Origin of the sequence: Catenovulum sp. SX2, assembly GCF_052056295.1 — a bacterium.
GTDB lineage: Bacteria > Pseudomonadota > Gammaproteobacteria > Enterobacterales > Alteromonadaceae > Catenovulum.
This window is the reverse complement of sequence record NZ_CP182494.1, coordinates 317,566-337,027: the sequence shown is the minus strand read 5'-3', so window position 1 is coordinate 337,027 and position 19,462 is coordinate 317,566. Positions and strand designations below refer to the sequence as shown.

Sequence of the window (19,462 nt, the reverse complement as noted above, 5' to 3'; positions counted from 1 at the left end):
CAATTATTTAATTCACTAACAATTTTTCTAGCACGATAACCTGCAAATTATCAACCAGCGGTACACCAACATCTCTATCGAGTGGAAATGGGAATTTGATAGATGTGCTTTTGTACCCTTGGCGTTTATAAAACTCAATTAGCTCAAGCCTTGGTTCAAGCACACTAAGGATTAGTCTATTGACATCAGGCACCTTGCTGGATATTTCTTCTGCTTTTTTCAAAAGGTATTTTCCATAACCAGAGTTTTGCCGGTTGCAAGCAACTCCAAGCCCACCGATCTCTATAGTGTTTTGCTGTCTTTTGAGGTTAAAACAGCCAATATACTGATCTTTGTCTTTTAGCAGAAAGTACTTATATTGCTTGTTAATTTCGTTGGTAATTGTGTTTGCTGTTGCTCGCTGGCCTGCCACCAAATGCTTTTCCGTTGTCCAGCTCGGACCGGTTCGATAAGAATCATTCAGTATATTTACAACATGCCCAACCAAATCTGAGTTTACTTCAACTATCATTCTTACTTTCCTTGTTATCTATTTTAAAGCTAAATAAATTTGGGGATCTCGCGGGACAACATTAAGCCGTTTCACCCTCGACGGCTTTTTTCGGTACTTTCCTATGGGTTGTTAAAGTTAACTTGCGCCACAGCCATTCAAATGGCCCTTGGTTAAAGCATTTAAAATACATTTGTGTACATAGCAACTGAATGGCAATGAACACTGCAGCAATTAGCAGATAATCGACTCGAACCGCGGTTAAGTGAAACTCTGGCATAATATAACGCAACAAAATAGCCATACAGATTGATTGTGTTAAGTACAAAGTTAACGATAGTTTGCCAGCATTTGAGAGCCAGTTCAGACCTAGCTTAACCTTAGCACTATTGGCTTGCACAAACTTGACTAGAAAGCTTGCGTACACAAGCCCAACAAACAAGCCTGAAATATTTGCCAGTTCATGCGATAACAAAAAATACCTATGCTCATTCACCATGCGCAAATAAATATCCAAGCCAATAATTAAACTTGCAATAACACAGAGCTTTAACATGGTTTTGGCGGATAATCCTTGGGTAAAAAAGTCTGTTTTATACAAGTAACCACCAAGCAACATCACGCCAGAAATTTGTAAAAAGAAAAAGGTTGGTATAACCGCAAGGCCAATTAACCAAGCGTAAAACTGCATTTCAATTTGAAATAAATAACTGCCGTACCACAGATTGTGTGCTTCAAGATATTCAGCACTGTCGCGATAAAACACCTGTTGATCAGGAAATAGTGCGGCGAAACAGGCTATCAACAAACCAATTACCCAACCAATACAGATATAAACAAGTGCTTTTTTACGCATTTCTTCTGCAGCTAGTGATAATTTATCAACAATAAACAAAGCACTTACAGCATACATAAATAAAATGTCACCAGCGTAGATAAACACTGTATGCAAAAAGCCAAATAACAATAACCAATGCAGTCGCGCTTTGATCAATGCTTGATAATTCTGTTGCTCGTTATTGAGTTTGTGATATTGAATTGCTAGCCCAGCACCAAAAACCAAACACAGCAGGGTACGAAAACGCCCATCAAAAAATAGTGCATTTAGACTAATAACAATTTTATCGGACAGCGGCGAAGGTGATAAAAGCACATAGTCAAATTCCAACATGCCAAGGCTATAAATGTTCATTAACAAAATGCCTAAAATGGCGACACCGCGAATAAGGTCGATAGATTGAATACGCATCTTGGTTTTATTCCTCTATCACCTGAGGCGGCAAATAAATAGTGAACTCATTTAATGGTTCAATCAGTACACTGTATGGCTGATTTTGTTCGGCTTGAGTAACTAAGTTTAGTTTGCTCAGTAACTGGAAATTGGCCGATTTTACTTGTGCTGGCTTCACCGCTAGCTCTTTATGCCACACTCTATAAGTGCCGAGTTTGCCGTCTCGTCGATAATAAAACCCAGCGAGTGGGTGAGTTAAATACACCAGTGCGGATTCTGTGTCTGGAAAGCCGCTGAAATCAAATTTATCCTGCTCTGTTTGGGTTAATTCAACTTTGGCTGCTGCCCAATCTGCTTGGGTGTGCATTTGGTATTTTTGATAAAGGCCTGTGTTGTGGTCAAACTCGCAGTCAAATTTCACTTTGCCTGCGTGCCAAGGCAAGTTCCATAAATACCTTGGTACGGCTAAAGTCCACGAATCGAGTGTTGTACCTAAAAACCATACACAGCGTTCATTGGTTTTACTGTCGATTATGTATATCCGGTAGTTGGTTTGGCCCATAGTAAATTTAGGGAAGGGGAATACCGCCGAGGTAAAATCAACATCAATAAATGGCACAACTGATATTAGGCCACACGCCTGATCGTTAATTTGCACAGTGTCTAATTTAAAACGCGCGGGGAAAAGACCTGCAAAACGCTCTGCGGGTACTGCGTAAGTAATAATGGCAAAATGTTTTAACCCACAGAGTACATCTATGCCTTTTGGTTGTGGGCGAGGTGTTAAATATTCCTTCATTTTCCTAGCTGCTTGCATAGTTATTCCTTTATATCGAAAAATTAAATCTATTTATTATTCATGCTGGCCAATCGTCGCCTGCTTTTCGTGCAATATAATCAAAATGAAGTTCAGTACCAAAAGGCTCAATCGGTATCTCTTGCTCGTTAATGGTTATTTTCATCGCCTGCAAGTTTTGCATCTCGCTAAGAATTGCTAGGGTCGCGTGAATACCACTAACGCGAGCGTTGTCGAGTAAATCTGCCACTAAAGTCTTTTGCTCTGGCGTTAAAGCTAATAAAGCGTGATTTATCTTTTCTTCTTCAGAGAATGTATTTTGTCTGAGCTTTTCAGCCAGAGGTGACGTACTCGCGTTCACAAATTTATCAATTAAGGTTTTGTACTCTTCCAATGAACTCATATTTTTTCTTTTTATCAATTAACTGAACAGCTTTACTTTAGCATTTTAACCCACAAAATAATGCGACATATTTAAATATGCTTGTTTGATATGTTCGACTAATAACTTAATTTTATTCGGTGGATGTTTGGTAAAAGGGTATACAGCATAAACCCCCAAAGTTTTGCCAACTAGCTTTGGAAATAACTCGACTAATTCGCCGCTGACTAGATCAGGATACACCAAACATCTAGGTACATAAGCAATACCATGACCAGCTAACACAGCTTTGCGTAACGCGCTGGCGTTGTTGGTTGAAAACGCCCCTTCAATACGCACGAAATAATTACCTGTATCCGATTTAAATTCCCATTCGTTGGCGCCAGAGGTTTGGTAACTATATTTTAAACAATTGTGTTGTTGCAGCGCTTTGGGGGTTGGTGGTTTGCCATATTGTTTAATGTAATTGGGCGATGCACAAACAACCCATTGCGAATCTATTATATGTTTGGCGATTAAGCTGGAGTCTTCTAATAAACCTGTGCGAATTACTAAATCGTATCCTTCATTAATTAAATCAACAAAACGGTTATCCATCGACATATCGACAGTTAAGCCCGGGTGTTGATTACAAAATTGTGCAACCGACTCAGCTAATAACAAATCACCAGAAATAGTGGGCACCGACATTTTGATATGACCGGCAATTTTTTCGCCTAAACCAGAAACTGAATGTATCGCTTCTGTCGTTGCTTGCTCAACTTGTTTGGCGCGTATCGCTAAAATACTACCAGCTTCAGTAACTGTTAGTTTGCGGGTGGTGCGATAGAGCAATTGCACGCCCAACTCTTTTTCTAGCCGAGCAATGCGTTTACTTACCACCGAATTGGTTAAGTTATTCACCTCAGCCGCTTTGCTAAAACTGCCAAGCTCAATTACTTGTGAAAATAGAATTAAGTCGTTTGCCAACATATTTATTTGTTTTTGGAATTAGTGTTGTTCATTATTTCTATTTATCGACAAAAGATAAAGCGTTATTGTTTGCAAAACTAAAAATAAAGGTTAGATAAATGATAATTTCAGCACCAACAGATTACCGCAAAGCGGCCGAAGCCAAATTGCCACCCTTTTTGTTCCACTATATAGATGGTGGATCTTATCGAGAGCATACTTTACAAAAAAATACCGATGATTTAGCCGATATTGCGCTAAAACAAAGGGTATTAAACAATATGGCCGAGTTAGATTTAAGCACTGAAATTTTTGGTGAAAAACTCAATATGCCTATTGCTTTAGCACCTGTTGGTTTAACCGGCATGTATGCTCGCCGTGGTGAAGTTCAAGCTGCAAAAGCTGCGGCTAACAAAGGTTTGCCTTTTACCTTATCAACTGTGTCAGTCTGTCCGATTGAAGAAGTTACTCCAGCAATTGAAAGACCCATGTGGTTTCAGCTGTATGTGTTAAAAGATCGCGGCTTTATGAAAAACGTATTAGAGCGTGCAAAAGCAGCTGGTGTAACTACCTTAGTATTTACCGTTGATATGCCAGTGCCAGGTGCGCGTTATCGCGATATGCATTCAGGCATGAGCGGAAAAAATGCTGCCGCGCGTCGAATATTACAAGCAATGACGCATCCTCAATGGGCGTGGGATGTTGGTTTATTGGGTAAACCACATGATTTAGGCAATATCTCTACTTACCGAGGTACACCAACCAAATTAGAAGATTATATTGGTTGGTTAGGCGCTAACTTTGACCCGTCAATTTCATGGAAAGACCTTGAATGGATCCGAGAATTTTGGGATGGCCCTATGGTGATTAAAGGCATTTTAGATGTAGACGATGCCAAAGATGCAGTTAAGTTTGGCGCAGACGGAATTGTTGTATCAAACCACGGGGGGCGTCAGCTCGATGGAGTAATGTCGTCAGCCAAAGCATTGCCGAAAATTGCTGATGCAGTGAAAGGCGATATTAAACTAATTGTCGACTCAGGCATTCGCTCTGGTTTAGATGTTGTGCGTATGCTGGCACTAGGCGCAGATTTAACTATGTTAGGTCGCTCGTTTATTTATGCGCTAGCGGCAAATGGTCAAGCTGGGGTTGAAAACTTGCTTGACCTATATGCCAAAGAAATGCGTGTTGCTATGACGTTAACTGGCGCAAAAAACATTAATGAATTAAGCCGAGATTCATTAATTTAATTTTTGCATAATCTCAATTCGTGATTTGATGTTCGGGTGAGTACTAAACCAATCGTGCTCGCTCGAATAATTTTCTGCTTTGTCTGAATTTTCCGCGTGTTCAGCAAGCTTTTGTAATACCTGCAAAAATGCTGCACTCGATTGATAGTGTTGCAACATATGTTGATGAGCAAATTCATCCGCATCTAATTCAGCTTGCCGCGAATAAGACAAATTTATGCCATGTACCGCACCTTGCATTAAAACCGCGCTCAAACTGGTAATGTCACCAACAAATAATAAACCAGCGATAGAAAGGGTAGAAGCTTGCACCAAATTCTCTAACCCATGGTTATGTTCAACATGGCCCATTTCATGTAACAAAATTGCCGCTATTTGTTGCTGATTATCGGTTAATTCAATCAGTTCATCGGTTAGAATTATGCGTCCATCTACCAGCGCCATAGCATTCGGCGTATCAGGCCAACTACGATAAAGTAACTTGTATTGGCTTTGGCGTGTTTTAGGTAAAGCTTGTAACATCTGCTTAAATAAAGCATCTATCTGATTTTGTTGTTCCGCGGATAGATTAGTTGGTTTTAAAATCTCTTTGTCTAACTCTTCAATCGTTGATTCAGCAATATCTACAACAATATCGGCTGGGATTTTCTTCGCAACGAATTCGGAAAATGTTGGCAATATATAAGTGTAAGTTTTATACACTGCGAGAATTGTAACTGCGGCGATAGCCAAACCAATAATCAACCATTGTTTGCGGTCTTCTCGAAAAACAATTTTTTCTTCCACTGTGTTTATTCCATGTTTTCTATAGTGTATTGATTAGCCGTTGGATTAAATTTTCGCTTGTTCTGTCATATTGTGCTGGCTAACCTCAGCAAGCGTTTGCCGCATTACTTGGTTATTGTATTGGTACAATATGTTTTGGCTGTTAAACAATTGGATAAGCTCATACAAACTAATGGCGATTATCAGTACCCAACCATAATATTCTATAAACAAGATACCTATGGCCAAAATGGCTAAATCGATAAAACCTTGGAGATTTTTACCCAAATAAAAATGATGCAAACCAGTGATAAAAAAGTAGTTTAAAACCGCATAGGTATCTGGGTCTTTAACTCTTTGGCCTTCTAATTGGTAATAACGTTTTTTTTGTTCCGGGGTAAGCTTTTGAATTTGTTGGCGAAGCGTTTCTTCTTCCTCGCGTAAACTTTGTTCGTCCATTAATTTTTACCTGTGAGCTAAATTATTGCAGCGGATCGTCAATAATATTCGGATTGTCTTTTTGGTTGCAGCGGCAAATGCGCTTAAAACCTAACTTTATGCCTTTTACACCCCCATATTTAGTAATTGCTTGAGCTGTATATTCAGAGCAAGTTGGGGTGAAGTTACACTCTAAATTAAAATAATGTTTAGAGCCGCCATTGCGCTGATAGCGTCGAATAGCGGCTAAAATAAGGCGTTTAGCCATTTTTTCTGCCAAGCGTGATAATTACGGCTTCGCGTGTCCAAAACAACCAAAACCTCTTATTTTCAATAACCTGAAAAACGAGTTCCCAACCACTTGCAGCTTCTTGATTTAACGTAGACTCTAACTTTTTTAGTGGCAAACCACTTGAGCCTAACAATAATGTTCCACAACCACCTTCAACAACATGCATTACTTTATATTCGTCGTACTTAGCCATAATAATTCCTTAACCCATTATTTATTCTTAACAAAGGTTTAGTACAAAACCTGAACAAAGCATAGCAAGTCGATTAAATTATCGCCACGCTTTAATTGTTCGCTATCTAAACTATACTTTTTAAAAGAAACTTTGTGTTTGAGTGCTTCAAATGAAATTTTGCCTTTTTTGCCTAATGTTTCTTGCAGCTACTATCCAGGCTGATCCCTTAAGAATAGTGACTGTGAGCGAGCCACCAGCCAATTTTGTTAACTTATCTGGTGAAGTTGACGGCTACGTAACCGACGTTGTAAAAGCTATGCAACGAAAGTTAAAAGACAAAACGCAAATTGAAGTTATGCCAGAAGTAAGGGTTTTGTACACGGCCGACAAATACAGAAATGTCTTGTTTTTTAGTTTTTCTCGTACAGAAGGTCGGGAGCATAAATATCACTGGATCAAACACGTGTTATCAAAACAATGGCTAGTGTATGCTAGACGCGATTCAATGATAGCTATCAACAATGTAGAAGAATTGCGTGCTATATCTGGTATAGGGGTTGTGCGTGGGGATATTCGCTCAATATGGCTTGAAAACTTAGGTTTTGAAAACTTACATCCGGTTACCAACCATAGCCAAAATTTACGTCGCTTAATGGCCGACCGCTTGCCTGTTATCGCCACAGAAAAACTGACAACACATTATTTGGCCCATGAATTGGGGCTGTCGATGAACACGTTAAAAGTAGTGTTTGTCTTAAACCGTTCAGACGTTTACATAGCTATGTCAAAAGGTACTGATACAAATATCGTGCAGCGCTGGCAAATGGCAGCACAAGAAATAACCGACACAGGTGAAATGGAGCAAATAGCTCAAGCTTGGGTTAAGCGCATTAAAGGCAGCGAAGGCATTGAGGTGTCATTAGAAAATGGCGTATTAGTTTTTTAATGACACCCATACAACTCTTATTTGGAGTATGCTTTTAGCAGTTGTTTGAGTTGTTGTTTGCCTGAAAAAATTTCACTTGCTAGCTCATAGGCATTTTGCACAATTGTTTTTTTCTCAGTTTCAGAAAGTTGCATATAAAGTTGCAAACAATCAGTCAGTGCTTCTGCGTCCGTCGATTTAGCTAATAAACCAGTTTGATTAGATTGAATAATGTGCGGTAGTTGACCGACTGGCGTGCAAATCACCATACAACCGTGCAACATTGCTTCTATCGCGACCATAGGTAAACCTTCGGCACGCGAACTAATAATCAATACATTATATTGCGCCCACAACTTCTCAGTATTACTGCAAAATCCTTTAATTTGGCAGTTTTGTGGTAATTGCTCCTGCGCAAAATGAACAGCGCCAGCTCCATACATATCAAATTGGCATTGATTAAAACCAAGCTGCTGAAGGTTTTTAGCCACTTGCACAAAAATATCAGGGCCTTTTTCGTGTGACAATCTACCGATAAAACAAGCTTTAATCTCGCTATTTAGTACTTGAGTGCTCACTTCACTACTGCTTTGGCTCATCACAAAATTAGCGAACAATTCACTTTTGCCAGGTAAACGATTTTGAATATTAGCCGATACTGCAAAATTGTGTGCCGCAAGTGGCGCCAAAGCACAATCAACCGCGTTGTATAATTTAACCCAGCCTTGCCCCCATTCACCGGCGTGATAAGTTGACACGCATTTAACTTTATACACAGCACAAAATAGCTTACCTAATATTCCGGCTTTATATCCATGCGTATGTATTACTGCGCCTACAGGCAATTGTTTTAGAAAATCACAAAACTCTTGTACGCTAGCTTGCATAAACTGATAGGGGATATTGTGCTGTGTTAATTTGTCGTGCAGCACATTTTCTGGGTACTCGCGCCAAAAAATACAACTAACTTGTTTACCTGCTTGTTGTAAAAGACGGCAATGATTGACTAAACTTGATTCTATACCCGCGTAATTTGAACTATCAACTAAGTGATAAATCTGAGTGACCATGACTACCTCACAACATGAATATTTTTCAGAGCAAATTATCCAGCCATTGGTTGAAGAGCTAGGCGCTGATGTGTTTGCCGAGTTAATTAAAGTATATTTAACCGAATGCGAACAACTCATCGCCCAACTTAATCAACAAATAAACCAAACCAAATCGATTGATGAAATAACTCGGCTTGCTCATAGCATTAAATCTAGCTCTAAAAGTTACGGAGCGATAGCGGTTGCAGAAATTTCTTGGCAAATAGAGCAAGATGCAAAACAAAATTACCAGAACAATATGCAAAGCTTGTTACACCGACTTGAACATTGTTATACCCACACACAGCAATACGCCCGAAAAACTTGGCTAACCTAACTGTATTCAATAAAAGCGCCAAAAATAATCGGTCTAAAAATCATCGGGTTAGATAAAAGCAAAATTGCAAAATGCAATACATTTGCAATGTGCAAATAAATCAATCGTGCAAATGGACATTATGGAGTTGCAGTATGAAACTAGATGCAAATTCGATATTGCATTCAATAGATCTAATCACCACAAGTGAAGACAACCAACAAATCATGCAATCTTTGTTGAGCCAATTACAACAACATATAGAATGCGCACAACTAGTACTACTCAATCAAATTAATCCTTATGCGTATTACCAAATTGCCACTACCCACTCGATATATGAAGAAACTAATTGGCCGATAGGCAAGTATTTTCGCGAGGTAATACAAGCTGATAACGCATTAGTAAATAATCAAAACATATTAGAAGAATTGCTCGCACAACCGAAAGGCGTGCAACAAGTTTGTATCAGTAGGCTCGCAATAGCATTTGAACAAGCACAACAAAAGTTGATCTTTTTAGCTGTATCAGACAAACCAGAAGCTTTTAAAAATACAGACCAAGCAGTTATAAATGCGTTGCTGCCTGTGATCAAACAAGCAGCTTTTAACATCATTCAACGCGACCAATTCAACCAAATGTTTAACGCTAAAAGCAAAGCCTTAATAGAAAGCGAAAAACGTTTCAAAGTATTTGCCGAATCTGCTTCGGATTGGTTTTGGCAAACCGATCACAAACACGTTTTCACTTATATTTCGTTAGATGAGAAAAACCATTTAAGTAAAATGTATCCATACTTTAAGGGCAATACATTTGTTGACATGGCGTCGACAAGTGAAAAGTCTAAACATAAAAAATGGCGACATTTTGAGTTTCTCCTTGAGAAACAACAAAACTTTTATGATTTTGAATTTGAGATCGAAACTAAATCAGCTGAAAACCGCTGGGTATCAATGAATGGTTTTGCCATGGTAGACGAATTTGGTATTTTTCGTGGTTACATGGGCACTTGTAAAGACATACATTTTAATAAACTAAAAGAGTTTGAACTCAAAGGCGCTAAAGAATCTGCCGAGGCAGCGAATCAAGCAAAATCACAATTTTTAGCCACCATGTCGCATGAAATACGTACACCAATAAATGTCATAATTGGCAACTTAGAATTACTAGGCCAATTATTTGCAGAGCAAGGCGAACAATCTACTAAAACAGCTCAATATATCAACGCGGCCAATAGTAGTGCGCTGCTGTTACAAGAGATAATTAGCGATACCTTAGATTTTGCCCAAATTGAAAGTGGCGAAATACAACTTAAGCCGCAAGCATGCCAAGTGCAGGAATATTTTCAGTCACAAATACAACCCTATCAAAGCCAGGCGAAAAAACTCGGTATTAACTTTCAGCTAAATTTCGCCAATGATATGCCAACAGCTCTGTGGTTAGATGCAACCAAAGTCATGCAAATATGTTTAAACCTGCTTGGTAATGCATTTAAATTTACCCAACAGGGCAGAGTAGCTGTGTCATTTGATTATCTAGACGGGCAGCTCGTGATAGTGGTAAAAGATACGGGCATAGGTATGACAGATACACAAATACGCCAAGTGTTTAACCCATTTACGCAAGCGGAAAGACACTTAAATCGCAAATATGAAGGCACAGGTTTAGGCTTGAGTATTGCTGCTGGTTTAGTTGAAAAAATGCAAGGGACAATTGAATGCAACAGTGTGTTAAATCAAGGTACTGAGTTTATTACTAAGCTACCTGCGCAGATAGTTGAACAACAAGGCGACAAGCCTAATCCGGCCAGCAGCGCCCCTGCAACACGAAACTTAAAAGTATTGTTAGCAGAAGACAATGTTGCAAATCAATTGGTATTAAAAGCATTATTGGAACGAGACGAGCATAGTGTACAAATTGCTGCGAATGGCCAGGAAGCAATAGATGCCTGTGGTTTAGCTAAGTTCGATATCATTTTAATGGATATGATGATGCCAGAGGTCGACGGCATTCTTGCAACCATTCGTATACGCCAACAATGGCCTGAGCTTAACATCCCGATCATTGCTTTAACTGCCAATGTATCAGAAGAAGACCGTCAAGCCTGCGACAACGCGGGTATGAATGACTTTTTAACCAAACCAATTAATGTTGCACTGCTGCGCGAAAAATTGGCTTATTGGGCCGAACGCATGGCCTCGTAAGGCAGCTGCAAGGTAATGCAGGTACCACAGCCTTCAACACTTTTAATATCAATACCACCTGCATGTTTTTCTAAGATATTTAGCGCAATAGACAAACCTAAACCTGTACCTTGGCCTATAGGTTTAGTGGTGTAAAAAGGATCAAATATTTTTAACAGGGTTTGTTCGCTCATACCACAACCAGTGTCCGTGATTGATAACTTAACTAAGTCGTTAAATTGATAACCAACTATAGTCAATGAACCATTACTGTCTTGCATGGCATGCGCGGCATTTATAAATAGGTTTATTAAAACTTGTTCAATTTGCCCACGGTTGCCTTTAATGGTTAAGTCATCATTCAAATTGTGATGAACATCCGCTAAATATTTCAATTCATTGCGACAACAAAGTAGCGCATCTTGTACACATTGGCCCAAGTCAAAAACTTGATCCGTTTCTTCGTTTATATGACTAAAAGTTTTTAAACCAGCAACTATCTCTTTAACTCGAGTTAACCCTTTTTCCGTGTCAGCTAATAGCTCTGGTATATCTTCAATTATGTAGTGAAGATCTGGCATCTCGGCTTTAGTTTTATCGTCTAACACACTTACAAAAGTGAGTAGGTCGCGTGAATATTCATCTAAGGATTCTATGTTACTGCTCACATAACCAATTGGGTTGTTAATTTCGTGCGCCACGCCTGCCGCCAGCTGGCCTATAACCGCCATACGCTCAGAGCGGATCAGTTGTTTTTCAGTTTCAGCAAGTGCTTTGTTTGATGCATGCAATTCTGCTAAACGATTTTTTAACACCAGCTCTGTATGCGCACTTTTTACTGCACCAGATACAATGGTTCGCACATTTTCTAGTGTTTGAATACGACTTATTTGTTCTTCAACCGAAAAATCCGCGTCGTTAATGCCCCAAAGCATGCAACCAAATACTTGGTTATTTAACTGTATTGGCATAGAAATAACTAAACTAAATCTGTCGTTTTGGTTTCGCCAAATATCAGCGGGCAACATGCAACACTCAAACTCTTTTTGTTTTAGTTCTGCTATCAGTTTTTGCTTATCCAAGTGCTGAATTTTGATTTTTGGGCTGTGCCAAACTTGGCTTTTAAGCTGCGCTTCATGTTTGAGTATAGCGACATACGCACAACTGTTAGCCTGTAAAAATTGCTGCGAACGCTGCGCAATATGTACAAGCATATTTGCCAAGTTTTTTTCACGTATACCAACTAAACCAACATAATGCATATACTCCAACTGCTGTTGGCTCATTTGTTGTTGGCGCACGCTATACTCAAGCTGTCTTTTCAACTCGTGGTTTTGCGCTTGCAAACCGATATTTTCAGGCAATATACTGGTCATTTTCTTAACCTTAACTGGCTAAATTCACTTGGCACACTGCTACCTTTTTAACACTTACAAGCAGTTGAATTTTTTGCTGTTGCTCAATTTCAATTAAATGTTTTACTTTTGCGACATTCAACATCTGTCCTTGTGTTATCAACACATTGCCGCTGCTAGTCGTTACCGGCGAAACCAACATAAAACTCATCTCACTAGGATTAGCTTTTAATAAAGCCAATATTTGTTGCGGACTTAGCAATAAATTCACCTCGGAATGACCGCCAAGCATTTGTTGACCTAACCATTTGGCATAGTGTTTAACCACAATACGTGAGTAACTTCTTTTGTTATTAGTTAAAAGCCAATTTATTGTTTGTTCGTGAGACATTTTTTGTGGCAATAATTGCCCTTGAACTAAAAGATCGTAATCAATTACAACTTTCAATAAATCAATTGCTGTGATGTCATTGTGGTCACATTGGCTATAGCGAGTCAGTTGACGAACTAATTTCGCCACCGGGCGCAAATGTTCGAAAGTAGCAAGTAGCTGCGCGCCTCGTTCAATTGCCGCCATTTGTGTTTGTTGCGATTTCGCATTTTGCGCATAAAAAGCTGTGTCTAGCTCTACCTTAGCGATAGCTAAACCAAGGCGATAAAACAAGCTAGCTAAGTAACAATGTAAAATTTGCTGTTTAGACCACTTCAGTTCATGCGTTAGTATGTGTATATGTTGAGCAACTCTGTGGTTATGCTCCATCCAGCTGTCTTGTTCTATGTTCGAGATTTGCCCAATAAAATCTATTAAGTTGCGATGCACTTCGCGTGATTTTTCTTGAATATTGTCAAGGTGCAGTACGTTTTTGCTGATCTGCGTCAGTCGCACTGTTTGTTCTGCTGTTTGTGCTGCCGAGTTCACTCTTTCAAGCAGATCTTTATTGCTCCACGGCTTTTGCAGATAACATTGAATATGCCCCTGGTTTACCGCTTCAATGGTAGATTCTATGTCTGCATAACCAGTTAACAAAATACGCTGACTGTTTGGCGATATAACAAAACTTTTTTGTAAAAAGGTTGCACCATCCATTTTGGGCATACGCATATCCGAGATAATCACAGGAAAAAATTCTTGTGTTAAAGCTTGCAATGCAACCTGCGCATCATCAAACACACACACAGCAAAGTGTTTTCTCAGAACACGTTTAAGCGCGGACAATATTTGGAGATCATCATCTAAAATCAGTATTCTAGGCTGAACTTGTGACATTTTACCCTCCACCCGATTGTTGTTTTAAGCTTTCCAATGCAGCTTTGGTTTGCTGGAGTTCAGCAACCAAATTGATTAGATTTTTTAGCTCAAAGGTTTCCCAGGGTTTAGAAACAATTAACTGGGCTGTTTTGTTTTCAATCGCTTGTTGGCAGGCCTCCATATCCGCGTATCCAGTTAAGGCAATTCGCCCAACAAGCGGGTGGTTTTGCTGACATTGTGCGAGTAACTCAAGGCCATCCATTTCCATCATTCTTACGTCAGAAACAATTACATCAAAGCTTTGTTGCTCTAACAGCTCTAATGCTTGATGTGCTGACGTGGTCGCTTCAATGTCATAGTCTTTGCGTAGTGAACGCTGCAAAGCGCGAATAATTTCGTTTTCATCGTCCACTAGCAGTAGTTTTATTCGACTATCAGTCATGGTGTGTACCTCTATTAAAAACAAACAGCTCTTTTTAAATCATGGCAGAGATGTTTCAAATTTCTAATTAATGGATTCTTATATATAGCAACCAGGTCATGCCAAATAGGTGAGAGCTTGTCGCCAAGCTCTCGGTAGTATTCAGCGTATCCTTCTTGAATATGCGCATAAGCATGCGCCAAAGCTTTTTTGCTTAAATTAGGATTACGACTATGTAAACTCAGAATATTTTGCATCGCAGTTAAACGGTTTAATCGGTTTGAGGTAATTGAGTTACTACGCATTAAATAATGGGTTGAACAGCTAGTGCTAAATGCAACATCACCGATATTGGCCAACTTCAACCACATGTCCCAATCGCTTGCTGACTTTAGTTCAGCATCAAACAAACCTGCTTCAATTAACGCTTGTTTACGCGCAACCACAGTTGAAGTGCCAACAACATTGGTTGCTAAAATTGAATTTAGTGGATTGTTGAGCTTTTGATATTCACCATGTTTTTCTTCTGGGTTAAATTCATCCCAATAAGAAAAACAATCAATAATTTGTTTGCCACACTCAGTAACATGTTGATAGTTGGTAAATGTCATAACAACCTCTGGATTGCTATACATATAACCAACTTGTTCGACCAATTTGTGCTTTTGCCAAATGTCATCTGCGTCTAAAAAAGCAATTAGATCACTACGCGCAATTTGAATCGCTTTATTTCGTGCCGCAACAACCCCCTGATTACCTTGACGTACCAAACGCACACTTTCATGCTCTGCCGCTAGAGTTTCTAAATAAGCAAGTGACCCATCGGTTGAGCCGTCATCTATTATTATTATGTCTAAAGCTCGTAGGTCTTGCGCAAATACGCTTTTAACCGCCGCCGGTAAATAGGCAGCACAATTGTAATTAGGAATAATAACTGAAACTAATGCATTCATCTGAAGTTACCCCAACACCTTTTGATTGATGGATATACAGATTCAATTTAGATGCCAATTTCTGATGTTCGGTAAGTAGTTGTTTTTCTGAATCATTTTTTATTTGCTCGGATTAATCTTATTCGCAAAATGCATTTTGCAAATATCCATGTTGCAATTTGCGAATTCAAAAATGCAACTTCACTAAGCTTTTATATAAATCAACAACTTATCTTTGGCGTGATATTTGTACCTTTATTGGTAACTAAATATTGAACAAAGGTAATACAGATGAAAAAAGTAGCGATAGTAGTTGGCGATTTTCCTGTTCCTTCAGAAACCTTCATTATTAATGAAATACGCGCGCTTAAGCAGGCGGGACACAAAATAGTTGTGGTTTGTTTTAATTTGTTGGATGAGCAAGTTGCAACGCGCTTAGGCATAGAAGTTTGCCAAGTTAATGATGCTGCCAAGTTGCAAACTTTAACTCGTTTAACCAAATCAGTGTTTAACTTAGCCGCTGTTCATCGATATTTGGCTGTGCAGCCGCAAGCATTGCGTAAAAGTTTACTTTGGTATGGCGCTAAAATTGCGACTTTATGCCAGCAATATCAAGTGCAACACATTCATTGTCACTTTTTGCATCACGCTTTATCACATGGTTTAGTCGCCAAATATTTGCTCGGAATTAAATTATCGGCGATTGGTCATGGCCATGATGTTTATCAAGATCAAAACTATCTTGCGAATGTTTTACCACATTGCGATTTACCCATTGCAGTATGCAAACAAATGCAAACTGATTTGCAGCAGGCAACTAAAGTTGAATCTAGATTGTTACCTTGTGGCATTCATTTAGATGACTTTCCACTGCAACCAATTAATTTAACTGCTAAAAATAAGTTGTTATTTTTAGGTCGGATAGTTGAAAAAAAAGGTTTGTGTTATTTGTTGGATGCCTTAGCAGCTATGCCTACACAAAGCCGTCCTAAACTAGATATTGTTGGAAATGGTCAGTTAATTGAGGCAATTCGTGCGCAAGTTGAACAGCTTAAACTGAATGACACTGTCACATTTTTAGGATTTAAAGCGCATACGTGGTTGGTTGAAAATATCCAGCAATACGATGCGCTAATAGCACCATTTTGTATTGCCGATAATGGTGATAGAGACACAGGCCCACTAGTGTTGAAAGAAGCTATGGCGCTGGGTAAACCAGTGATCACCACCAATATTATGGGTTGCCCAGATATTGTTGGCCAGCAAGCTGGTTTTTTAGTGCCAGCAAAAAACAGCCAGGCTTTAGTACAAGTACTAGCGCAGTTTTATCGAATGACAGATGAGCAGCGACAAAATATGGCATTAGCTGCGCGGAAAAGGGTTGAAGAAAAATTTAACTCACTGTTATTAGCCAAACAATTATCTGGTTGGATAGAGCAGGAGTGTGTATGAAAACGCTAAGCCAAATTGGTTTATACACAGTCTCGGTATTTGCAGCTAAAGGCGTATCTATTGTGATGTTGCCAATAGTTGCGCGTTATTTGTCACCAGCTGAATACGGCCAGCTTAATTTATTGGTGACCTTTGCTGTTGTGGTTGGTTTGTTATTGACTATGGGCGTTGGCGATACCTTGTATCGTTTTGTTAGCGCAAAAAACAATGGTGAAATATCTAACGAACAGCGCCAAATCGCAGCAAATTGTTTTACTTTAGTTTTGTTATTATCTTTATTTGTCTGTTCCATTTTATATGTTTTGCGTTTTTATATCGCTGAACACTTGCCGATCGATATTCCAGCTGACTATCTGGTTTACATCCTAATTAATCTGTTTTTTACCGGCAATATCGCTGTGCCGCTTACTTTGTTGCGCATCTGCCAACGTGCACAAGCTTTTGCGTTTTTTAGTTTGTTGCAGGTGGTGGTGCAAGCGGCCACTTGTTTGCTGTTGCTCAACTTTGCATGGCAAGTTGAAGCTGTACTGATGGCAGGTGCATTTTCTGCGGCTGTAACTTTTGTCGCCATTATCTATTTTGCCAATCCACTCAAACATATGAAAATTCAATTGCCTAATCGGCAAATGCTGAAATATATGTCGATGATTTTATTGTCAGCTTTATGTATGTATGGCTTAAGTGGTGCAGAAAATTGGTTTATTGCAGGTTTATTTGGCGCTGAGCAATTGGCGCAATATTTTGTTGCTGGCCAATTTGTGTTGGGGCTGTCATTTGCATTAGAGCCATTTAGATTATGGTGGTTTGCACGCAGGTTTGATGTAGCCAAATACAACCCAAATCAAGCAGCGAATAAAGCTTTACTCGGTTTACAAATTTGCCAAATGCTATCGATAACCATGTTAATGTTTGGTCCTAGTTTACTCATTTGGTTAATGCCGCAAAGCTTTGCCCCAGCGGCAGATTACATCACAATATTAACCCTATTGTTTGTCGTTAAAACCCATGCCGAGCTGTTTAACTTAGGCTGTTATGCTAAACAAAACGCGCGTTTTGTGCCTGTCATTAACTTTATTTCCGCAGCTGTTATTGTGTGTGCTTTGGCTGTATTACCCAAGTTAGTCGGCATTGACGGAGTATTTTATGCACTGCTAATTGGTTATATCACACGTGCTGTGCTGTTTTGGTCTATTAGCCAACAATTACAAGCTTTGCCCTATCAACTAAAATCAATTTTCCTCAGCTGGTTGGCCTTTTTATTGGCTTGTGTATTTGCGCTTGCTAGTTTGCCTAGTTATTTACTGATATTGCCGGCGGTATGCTTATTGCTGATCACCTATAAACAACATACTGCTTTATGGCAAAAAGTATTTAGGGTGGCGTATGCTTAAACACTTTCATATGAACGACAAACAAGTGCATAGTTTATATGCCATGTTGGTTATTTGCTGCATGTTAGCCGCCTATTTTAAGCTGGGTATATTTGCCGCATTGGCTATGACACTTGTGCCGTTTTTATTGGTGTTTGCGCTAAATGCAGCATGTGCTTTGCTGATCTTATTTATTCTATTTACTTACTTTCGCCTGCACGAAGCTTTTCCATTTTTAATGCCATTTAAAATACCGAAAATGCTCGCGCTTGCTTCACTTATGGGTATAGGTTGGCACTTATTTATTAGCCGAAAATTACAACCTAGCTGGCATTCTGGCCACGCCATTTTAACTGTGTGTTTTGTGTGGATGACAGTGTGCATGTTGGCAGCAAGTAACCGTGGTTTGGCTATGGCCTATTGGAGTGGCAACTTAACCAAAATGTTTATTATGGCGATCGCCATTAGTTGGTGGCTGCGTAATATTAAAGAGTTTAATTGGGTGCGCTTGGGCATTATGTGTTCGGGTGTGGCTATTGCTTTGGTGGCTTTGTACAACAAAGCCAATGGCATAGGTTTGGTTGAAGGCACACGCGTGACTATTTCACGTGAGTTACGCTCACAAATTGGTGATCCCAACGATTTATCTTTGGTCTTGCTTTTCCCTGTGTCGTTTTTGGCCGCAGAAGTTTTTATTCGCACTGGTTCGCGTTTTCGCCAGTTGTTGGCATTGGTGGGGCTTATTTTAGTTATCAGTGGGGTAATCGCTACCCAAAGCCGCGGCGGTTTGCTGGGTATCTGCGCAGTGCTCGGTTTGTTTTTATATCACAAAATTAAAAATCCAATTATTACCGCAGCTGTCGGTGGTGTTGCCCTTATGGTGCTGGCGGTATTTGCTGGTATTAGCGATCGGCAAAGTGGAGGGGCAGCGGAAGACGGAGTAGACGAGTCAGCCATGGGGCGCATTTATGCTTGGCAAGCAGCGTTTAATATGGCGTTAGCCAATCCGTTAACCGGTGTGGGCATAGATAACTTTTTTTCCAACTACTTTTTTTATAGCCCACATTGGGATGGCAAAAACCACGCGGTACACAGCACTTGGTTTCAAGTATTAGCTGAAATGGGTTTTGTCGGATTATTTATTTTTATTTTGCTATTGGTCACTTTGTTTCGCACTTTGCGTCGCATTTTGCAATTAAGTGAACAACTAAAAGATCCACAAATTGAACTGAACGCCCGTTCATTATTAGCTGGATTCACTGCCTTTTGTGTCTCAGGCACCTTTCTAACGCAGGCTTTCAACTGGCCTATCTATATTATTTTAGCTATGGCAATTGCTTTGGATAATTTGGCGAGCCGCTTGCAACAGTCTACTCGAACATAAATTTTTTTATCAAT

Annotated in this window: 21 protein-coding genes; 7 read left to right on the top strand and 14 right to left on the bottom strand. The window is 39.5% G+C overall.

Going from position 1 to position 19,462, the window contains the following annotated elements; all coding sequences use genetic code 11:
* Positions 1–7 precede the first annotated feature (7 nt).
* From ACMZOO_RS18765 to ACMZOO_RS18745, 5 genes are all read right to left on the bottom strand, one after another.
* Entirely contained in the window at positions 8–511 is a 504-nt protein-coding gene (locus tag ACMZOO_RS18765; protein ID WP_440906417.1) for a GNAT family N-acetyltransferase, read from the bottom strand.
* 61 nt (positions 512–572) lie between these two features.
* Positions 573–1,739 (bottom strand): DUF418 domain-containing protein, encoded by a 1,167-nt coding sequence (locus tag ACMZOO_RS18760; protein ID WP_440906416.1) that lies wholly within the window; start codon positions 1,737–1,739, stop codon positions 573–575.
* A 7-nt stretch (positions 1,740–1,746) separates the two neighbouring features.
* Positions 1,747–2,538 carry a DUF2071 domain-containing protein gene (locus tag ACMZOO_RS18755; RefSeq protein ID WP_440906415.1) on the bottom strand — a complete coding sequence of 264 codons (792 nt, stop codon included), beginning with the start codon at positions 2,536–2,538 and terminating at the stop codon, positions 1,747–1,749.
* Between the two features lie 40 nt (positions 2,539–2,578).
* On the bottom strand, positions 2,579–2,920 hold the full coding sequence (locus ACMZOO_RS18750) for a DUF6547 family protein (RefSeq protein WP_440906414.1): 342 nt from the start codon (positions 2,918–2,920) through the stop codon (positions 2,579–2,581).
* A 45-nt stretch (positions 2,921–2,965) separates the two neighbouring features.
* A complete protein-coding gene (locus ACMZOO_RS18745) occupies positions 2,966–3,871 on the bottom strand; it encodes a LysR substrate-binding domain-containing protein (protein ID WP_440906413.1) in 906 nt (301 codons plus the stop codon).
* Between the two features lie 98 nt (positions 3,872–3,969).
* Here ACMZOO_RS18745 and lldD point away from each other — a divergent pair, with 98 nt between their 5' ends.
* Positions 3,970–5,100, top strand: coding sequence for an FMN-dependent L-lactate dehydrogenase LldD (gene lldD / locus ACMZOO_RS18740; protein WP_440906412.1), 1,131 nt, complete (start codon positions 3,970–3,972; stop codon positions 5,098–5,100).
* Here the strand turns inward: lldD and ACMZOO_RS18735 are convergent.
* From ACMZOO_RS18735 to ACMZOO_RS18720, 4 genes are read right to left on the bottom strand one after another with little or no spacing between them, the layout of a single operon-like run.
* Complete coding sequence (locus ACMZOO_RS18735; protein ID WP_440906411.1) at positions 5,092–5,886, bottom strand: M48 family metallopeptidase; 795 nt, start codon at positions 5,884–5,886, stop codon at positions 5,092–5,094. The genes lldD and ACMZOO_RS18735 overlap by 9 nt on opposite strands.
* A gap of 45 nt (positions 5,887–5,931) precedes the next feature.
* The gene (locus ACMZOO_RS18730; protein ID WP_440906410.1) at positions 5,932–6,324 is read right to left on the bottom strand and encodes a TM2 domain-containing protein; all 393 of its coding nucleotides are present in this window, start codon (positions 6,322–6,324) and stop codon (positions 5,932–5,934) included.
* 22 nt (positions 6,325–6,346) lie between these two features.
* A complete protein-coding gene (yidD, locus tag ACMZOO_RS18725) occupies positions 6,347–6,571 on the bottom strand; it encodes a membrane protein insertion efficiency factor YidD (RefSeq protein ID WP_440906409.1) in 225 nt (74 codons plus the stop codon).
* Positions 6,564–6,788, bottom strand: coding sequence for a DUF4177 domain-containing protein (locus tag ACMZOO_RS18720; protein ID WP_016956639.1), 225 nt, complete (start codon positions 6,786–6,788; stop codon positions 6,564–6,566). The genes yidD and ACMZOO_RS18720 overlap by 8 nt, the downstream gene beginning before the upstream one ends.
* Before the next feature lie 223 nt (positions 6,789–7,011).
* On the opposite strand from ACMZOO_RS18720, the gene ACMZOO_RS18715 reads away from it, so the two are divergent.
* Positions 7,012–7,716 (top strand): substrate-binding periplasmic protein, encoded by a 705-nt coding sequence (locus tag ACMZOO_RS18715; protein ID WP_440906408.1) that lies wholly within the window; start codon positions 7,012–7,014, stop codon positions 7,714–7,716.
* Between the two features lie 17 nt (positions 7,717–7,733).
* On the opposite strand, the gene ACMZOO_RS18710 is transcribed toward ACMZOO_RS18715, so the two are convergent.
* Entirely contained in the window at positions 7,734–8,765 is a 1,032-nt protein-coding gene (locus tag ACMZOO_RS18710) for a glycosyltransferase family 4 protein (protein ID WP_440906407.1), read from the bottom strand.
* Here ACMZOO_RS18710 and ACMZOO_RS18705 point away from each other — a divergent pair.
* Both ACMZOO_RS18705 and ACMZOO_RS18700 read left to right on the top strand, forming a co-directional pair.
* Positions 8,764–9,123: an Hpt domain-containing protein gene (locus tag ACMZOO_RS18705; protein WP_440906406.1), complete on the top strand. Its 360-nt coding sequence runs from the start codon at positions 8,764–8,766 to the stop codon at positions 9,121–9,123. The two genes, ACMZOO_RS18710 and ACMZOO_RS18705, sit on opposite strands and share 2 nt — an antisense overlap.
* A 134-nt stretch (positions 9,124–9,257) precedes the next feature.
* A complete protein-coding gene (locus ACMZOO_RS18700; protein WP_440906405.1) occupies positions 9,258–11,306 on the top strand; it encodes an ATP-binding protein in 2,049 nt (682 codons plus the stop codon).
* On the opposite strand, the gene ACMZOO_RS18695 is transcribed toward ACMZOO_RS18700, so the two are convergent.
* From ACMZOO_RS18695 to ACMZOO_RS18680, 4 genes are read right to left on the bottom strand one after another with little or no spacing between them, the layout of a single operon-like run.
* The gene (locus ACMZOO_RS18695; protein ID WP_440906404.1) at positions 11,279–12,661 is read right to left on the bottom strand and encodes a sensor histidine kinase; all 1,383 of its coding nucleotides are present in this window, start codon (positions 12,659–12,661) and stop codon (positions 11,279–11,281) included. The two genes, ACMZOO_RS18700 and ACMZOO_RS18695, sit on opposite strands and share 28 nt — an antisense overlap.
* 10 nt (positions 12,662–12,671) lie before the next feature.
* Positions 12,672–13,907 (bottom strand): response regulator, encoded by a 1,236-nt coding sequence (locus ACMZOO_RS18690; RefSeq protein WP_440906403.1) that lies wholly within the window; start codon positions 13,905–13,907, stop codon positions 12,672–12,674.
* Position 13,908: 1 nt separating this feature from the next.
* Positions 13,909–14,331, bottom strand: coding sequence for a response regulator (locus ACMZOO_RS18685; protein ID WP_440906402.1), 423 nt, complete (start codon positions 14,329–14,331; stop codon positions 13,909–13,911).
* Positions 14,332–14,345: 14 nt separating this feature from the next.
* Positions 14,346–15,263, bottom strand: coding sequence for a glycosyltransferase family 2 protein (locus ACMZOO_RS18680; RefSeq protein ID WP_440906401.1), 918 nt, complete (start codon positions 15,261–15,263; stop codon positions 14,346–14,348).
* 270 nt (positions 15,264–15,533) lie between these two features.
* Here ACMZOO_RS18680 and ACMZOO_RS18675 point away from each other — a divergent pair, with 270 nt between their 5' ends.
* Genes ACMZOO_RS18675 through ACMZOO_RS18665 form a run of 3 tightly spaced genes read left to right on the top strand, consistent with a single transcriptional unit; the run spans position 15,534 to position 19,448 of the window.
* Positions 15,534–16,694 (top strand): glycosyltransferase, encoded by a 1,161-nt coding sequence (locus ACMZOO_RS18675; protein WP_440906400.1) that lies wholly within the window; start codon positions 15,534–15,536, stop codon positions 16,692–16,694.
* Positions 16,691–18,085: a lipopolysaccharide biosynthesis protein gene (locus ACMZOO_RS18670; RefSeq protein WP_440906399.1), complete on the top strand. Its 1,395-nt coding sequence runs from the start codon at positions 16,691–16,693 to the stop codon at positions 18,083–18,085. Before ACMZOO_RS18675 ends, ACMZOO_RS18670 begins: the two co-directional genes overlap by 4 nt.
* Complete coding sequence (locus tag ACMZOO_RS18665) at positions 18,078–19,448, top strand: O-antigen ligase family protein (protein WP_440906398.1); 1,371 nt, start codon at positions 18,078–18,080, stop codon at positions 19,446–19,448. Before ACMZOO_RS18670 ends, ACMZOO_RS18665 begins: the two co-directional genes overlap by 8 nt.
* The last annotated feature ends 14 nt before the right edge of the window (positions 19,449–19,462 follow it).

What these genes read in the sequence shown, in the direction of transcription:
- ACMZOO_RS18765 (WP_440906417.1), bottom strand. Translation starts at nt 511, where the DNA reads ATGATAGTTGAAGTAAACTCAGATTTGGTTGGGCATGTTGTAAATATA.
- ACMZOO_RS18760 (WP_440906416.1), bottom strand. Translation starts at nt 1,739, where the DNA reads ATGCGTATTCAATCTATCGACCTTATTCGCGGTGTCGCCATTTTAGGC.
- ACMZOO_RS18755 (WP_440906415.1), bottom strand. Translation starts at nt 2,538, where the DNA reads ATGCAAGCAGCTAGGAAAATGAAGGAATATTTAACACCTCGCCCACAA.
- ACMZOO_RS18750 (WP_440906414.1), bottom strand. Translation starts at nt 2,920, where the DNA reads ATGAGTTCATTGGAAGAGTACAAAACCTTAATTGATAAATTTGTGAAC.
- ACMZOO_RS18745 (WP_440906413.1), bottom strand. Translation starts at nt 3,871, where the DNA reads ATGTTGGCAAACGACTTAATTCTATTTTCACAAGTAATTGAGCTTGGC.
- lldD (WP_440906412.1), top strand. Translation starts at nt 3,970, where the DNA reads ATGATAATTTCAGCACCAACAGATTACCGCAAAGCGGCCGAAGCCAAA.
- ACMZOO_RS18730 (WP_440906410.1), bottom strand. Translation starts at nt 6,324, where the DNA reads ATGGACGAACAAAGTTTACGCGAGGAAGAAGAAACGCTTCGCCAACAA.
- yidD (WP_440906409.1), bottom strand. Translation starts at nt 6,571, where the DNA reads ATGGCTAAACGCCTTATTTTAGCCGCTATTCGACGCTATCAGCGCAAT.
- ACMZOO_RS18720 (WP_016956639.1), bottom strand. Translation starts at nt 6,788, where the DNA reads ATGGCTAAGTACGACGAATATAAAGTAATGCATGTTGTTGAAGGTGGT.
- ACMZOO_RS18705 (WP_440906406.1), top strand. Translation starts at nt 8,764, where the DNA reads ATGACTACCTCACAACATGAATATTTTTCAGAGCAAATTATCCAGCCA.
- ACMZOO_RS18710 (WP_440906407.1), bottom strand. Translation starts at nt 8,765, where the DNA reads ATGGTCACTCAGATTTATCACTTAGTTGATAGTTCAAATTACGCGGGT.
- ACMZOO_RS18700 (WP_440906405.1), top strand. Translation starts at nt 9,258, where the DNA reads ATGAAACTAGATGCAAATTCGATATTGCATTCAATAGATCTAATCACC.
- ACMZOO_RS18695 (WP_440906404.1), bottom strand. Translation starts at nt 12,661, where the DNA reads ATGACCAGTATATTGCCTGAAAATATCGGTTTGCAAGCGCAAAACCAC.
- ACMZOO_RS18690 (WP_440906403.1), bottom strand. Translation starts at nt 13,907, where the DNA reads ATGTCACAAGTTCAGCCTAGAATACTGATTTTAGATGATGATCTCCAA.
- ACMZOO_RS18685 (WP_440906402.1), bottom strand. Translation starts at nt 14,331, where the DNA reads ATGACTGATAGTCGAATAAAACTACTGCTAGTGGACGATGAAAACGAA.
- ACMZOO_RS18680 (WP_440906401.1), bottom strand. Translation starts at nt 15,263, where the DNA reads ATGAATGCATTAGTTTCAGTTATTATTCCTAATTACAATTGTGCTGCC.
- ACMZOO_RS18675 (WP_440906400.1), top strand. Translation starts at nt 15,534, where the DNA reads ATGAAAAAAGTAGCGATAGTAGTTGGCGATTTTCCTGTTCCTTCAGAA.
- ACMZOO_RS18670 (WP_440906399.1), top strand. Translation starts at nt 16,691, where the DNA reads ATGAAAACGCTAAGCCAAATTGGTTTATACACAGTCTCGGTATTTGCA.
- ACMZOO_RS18665 (WP_440906398.1), top strand. Translation starts at nt 18,078, where the DNA reads ATGCTTAAACACTTTCATATGAACGACAAACAAGTGCATAGTTTATAT.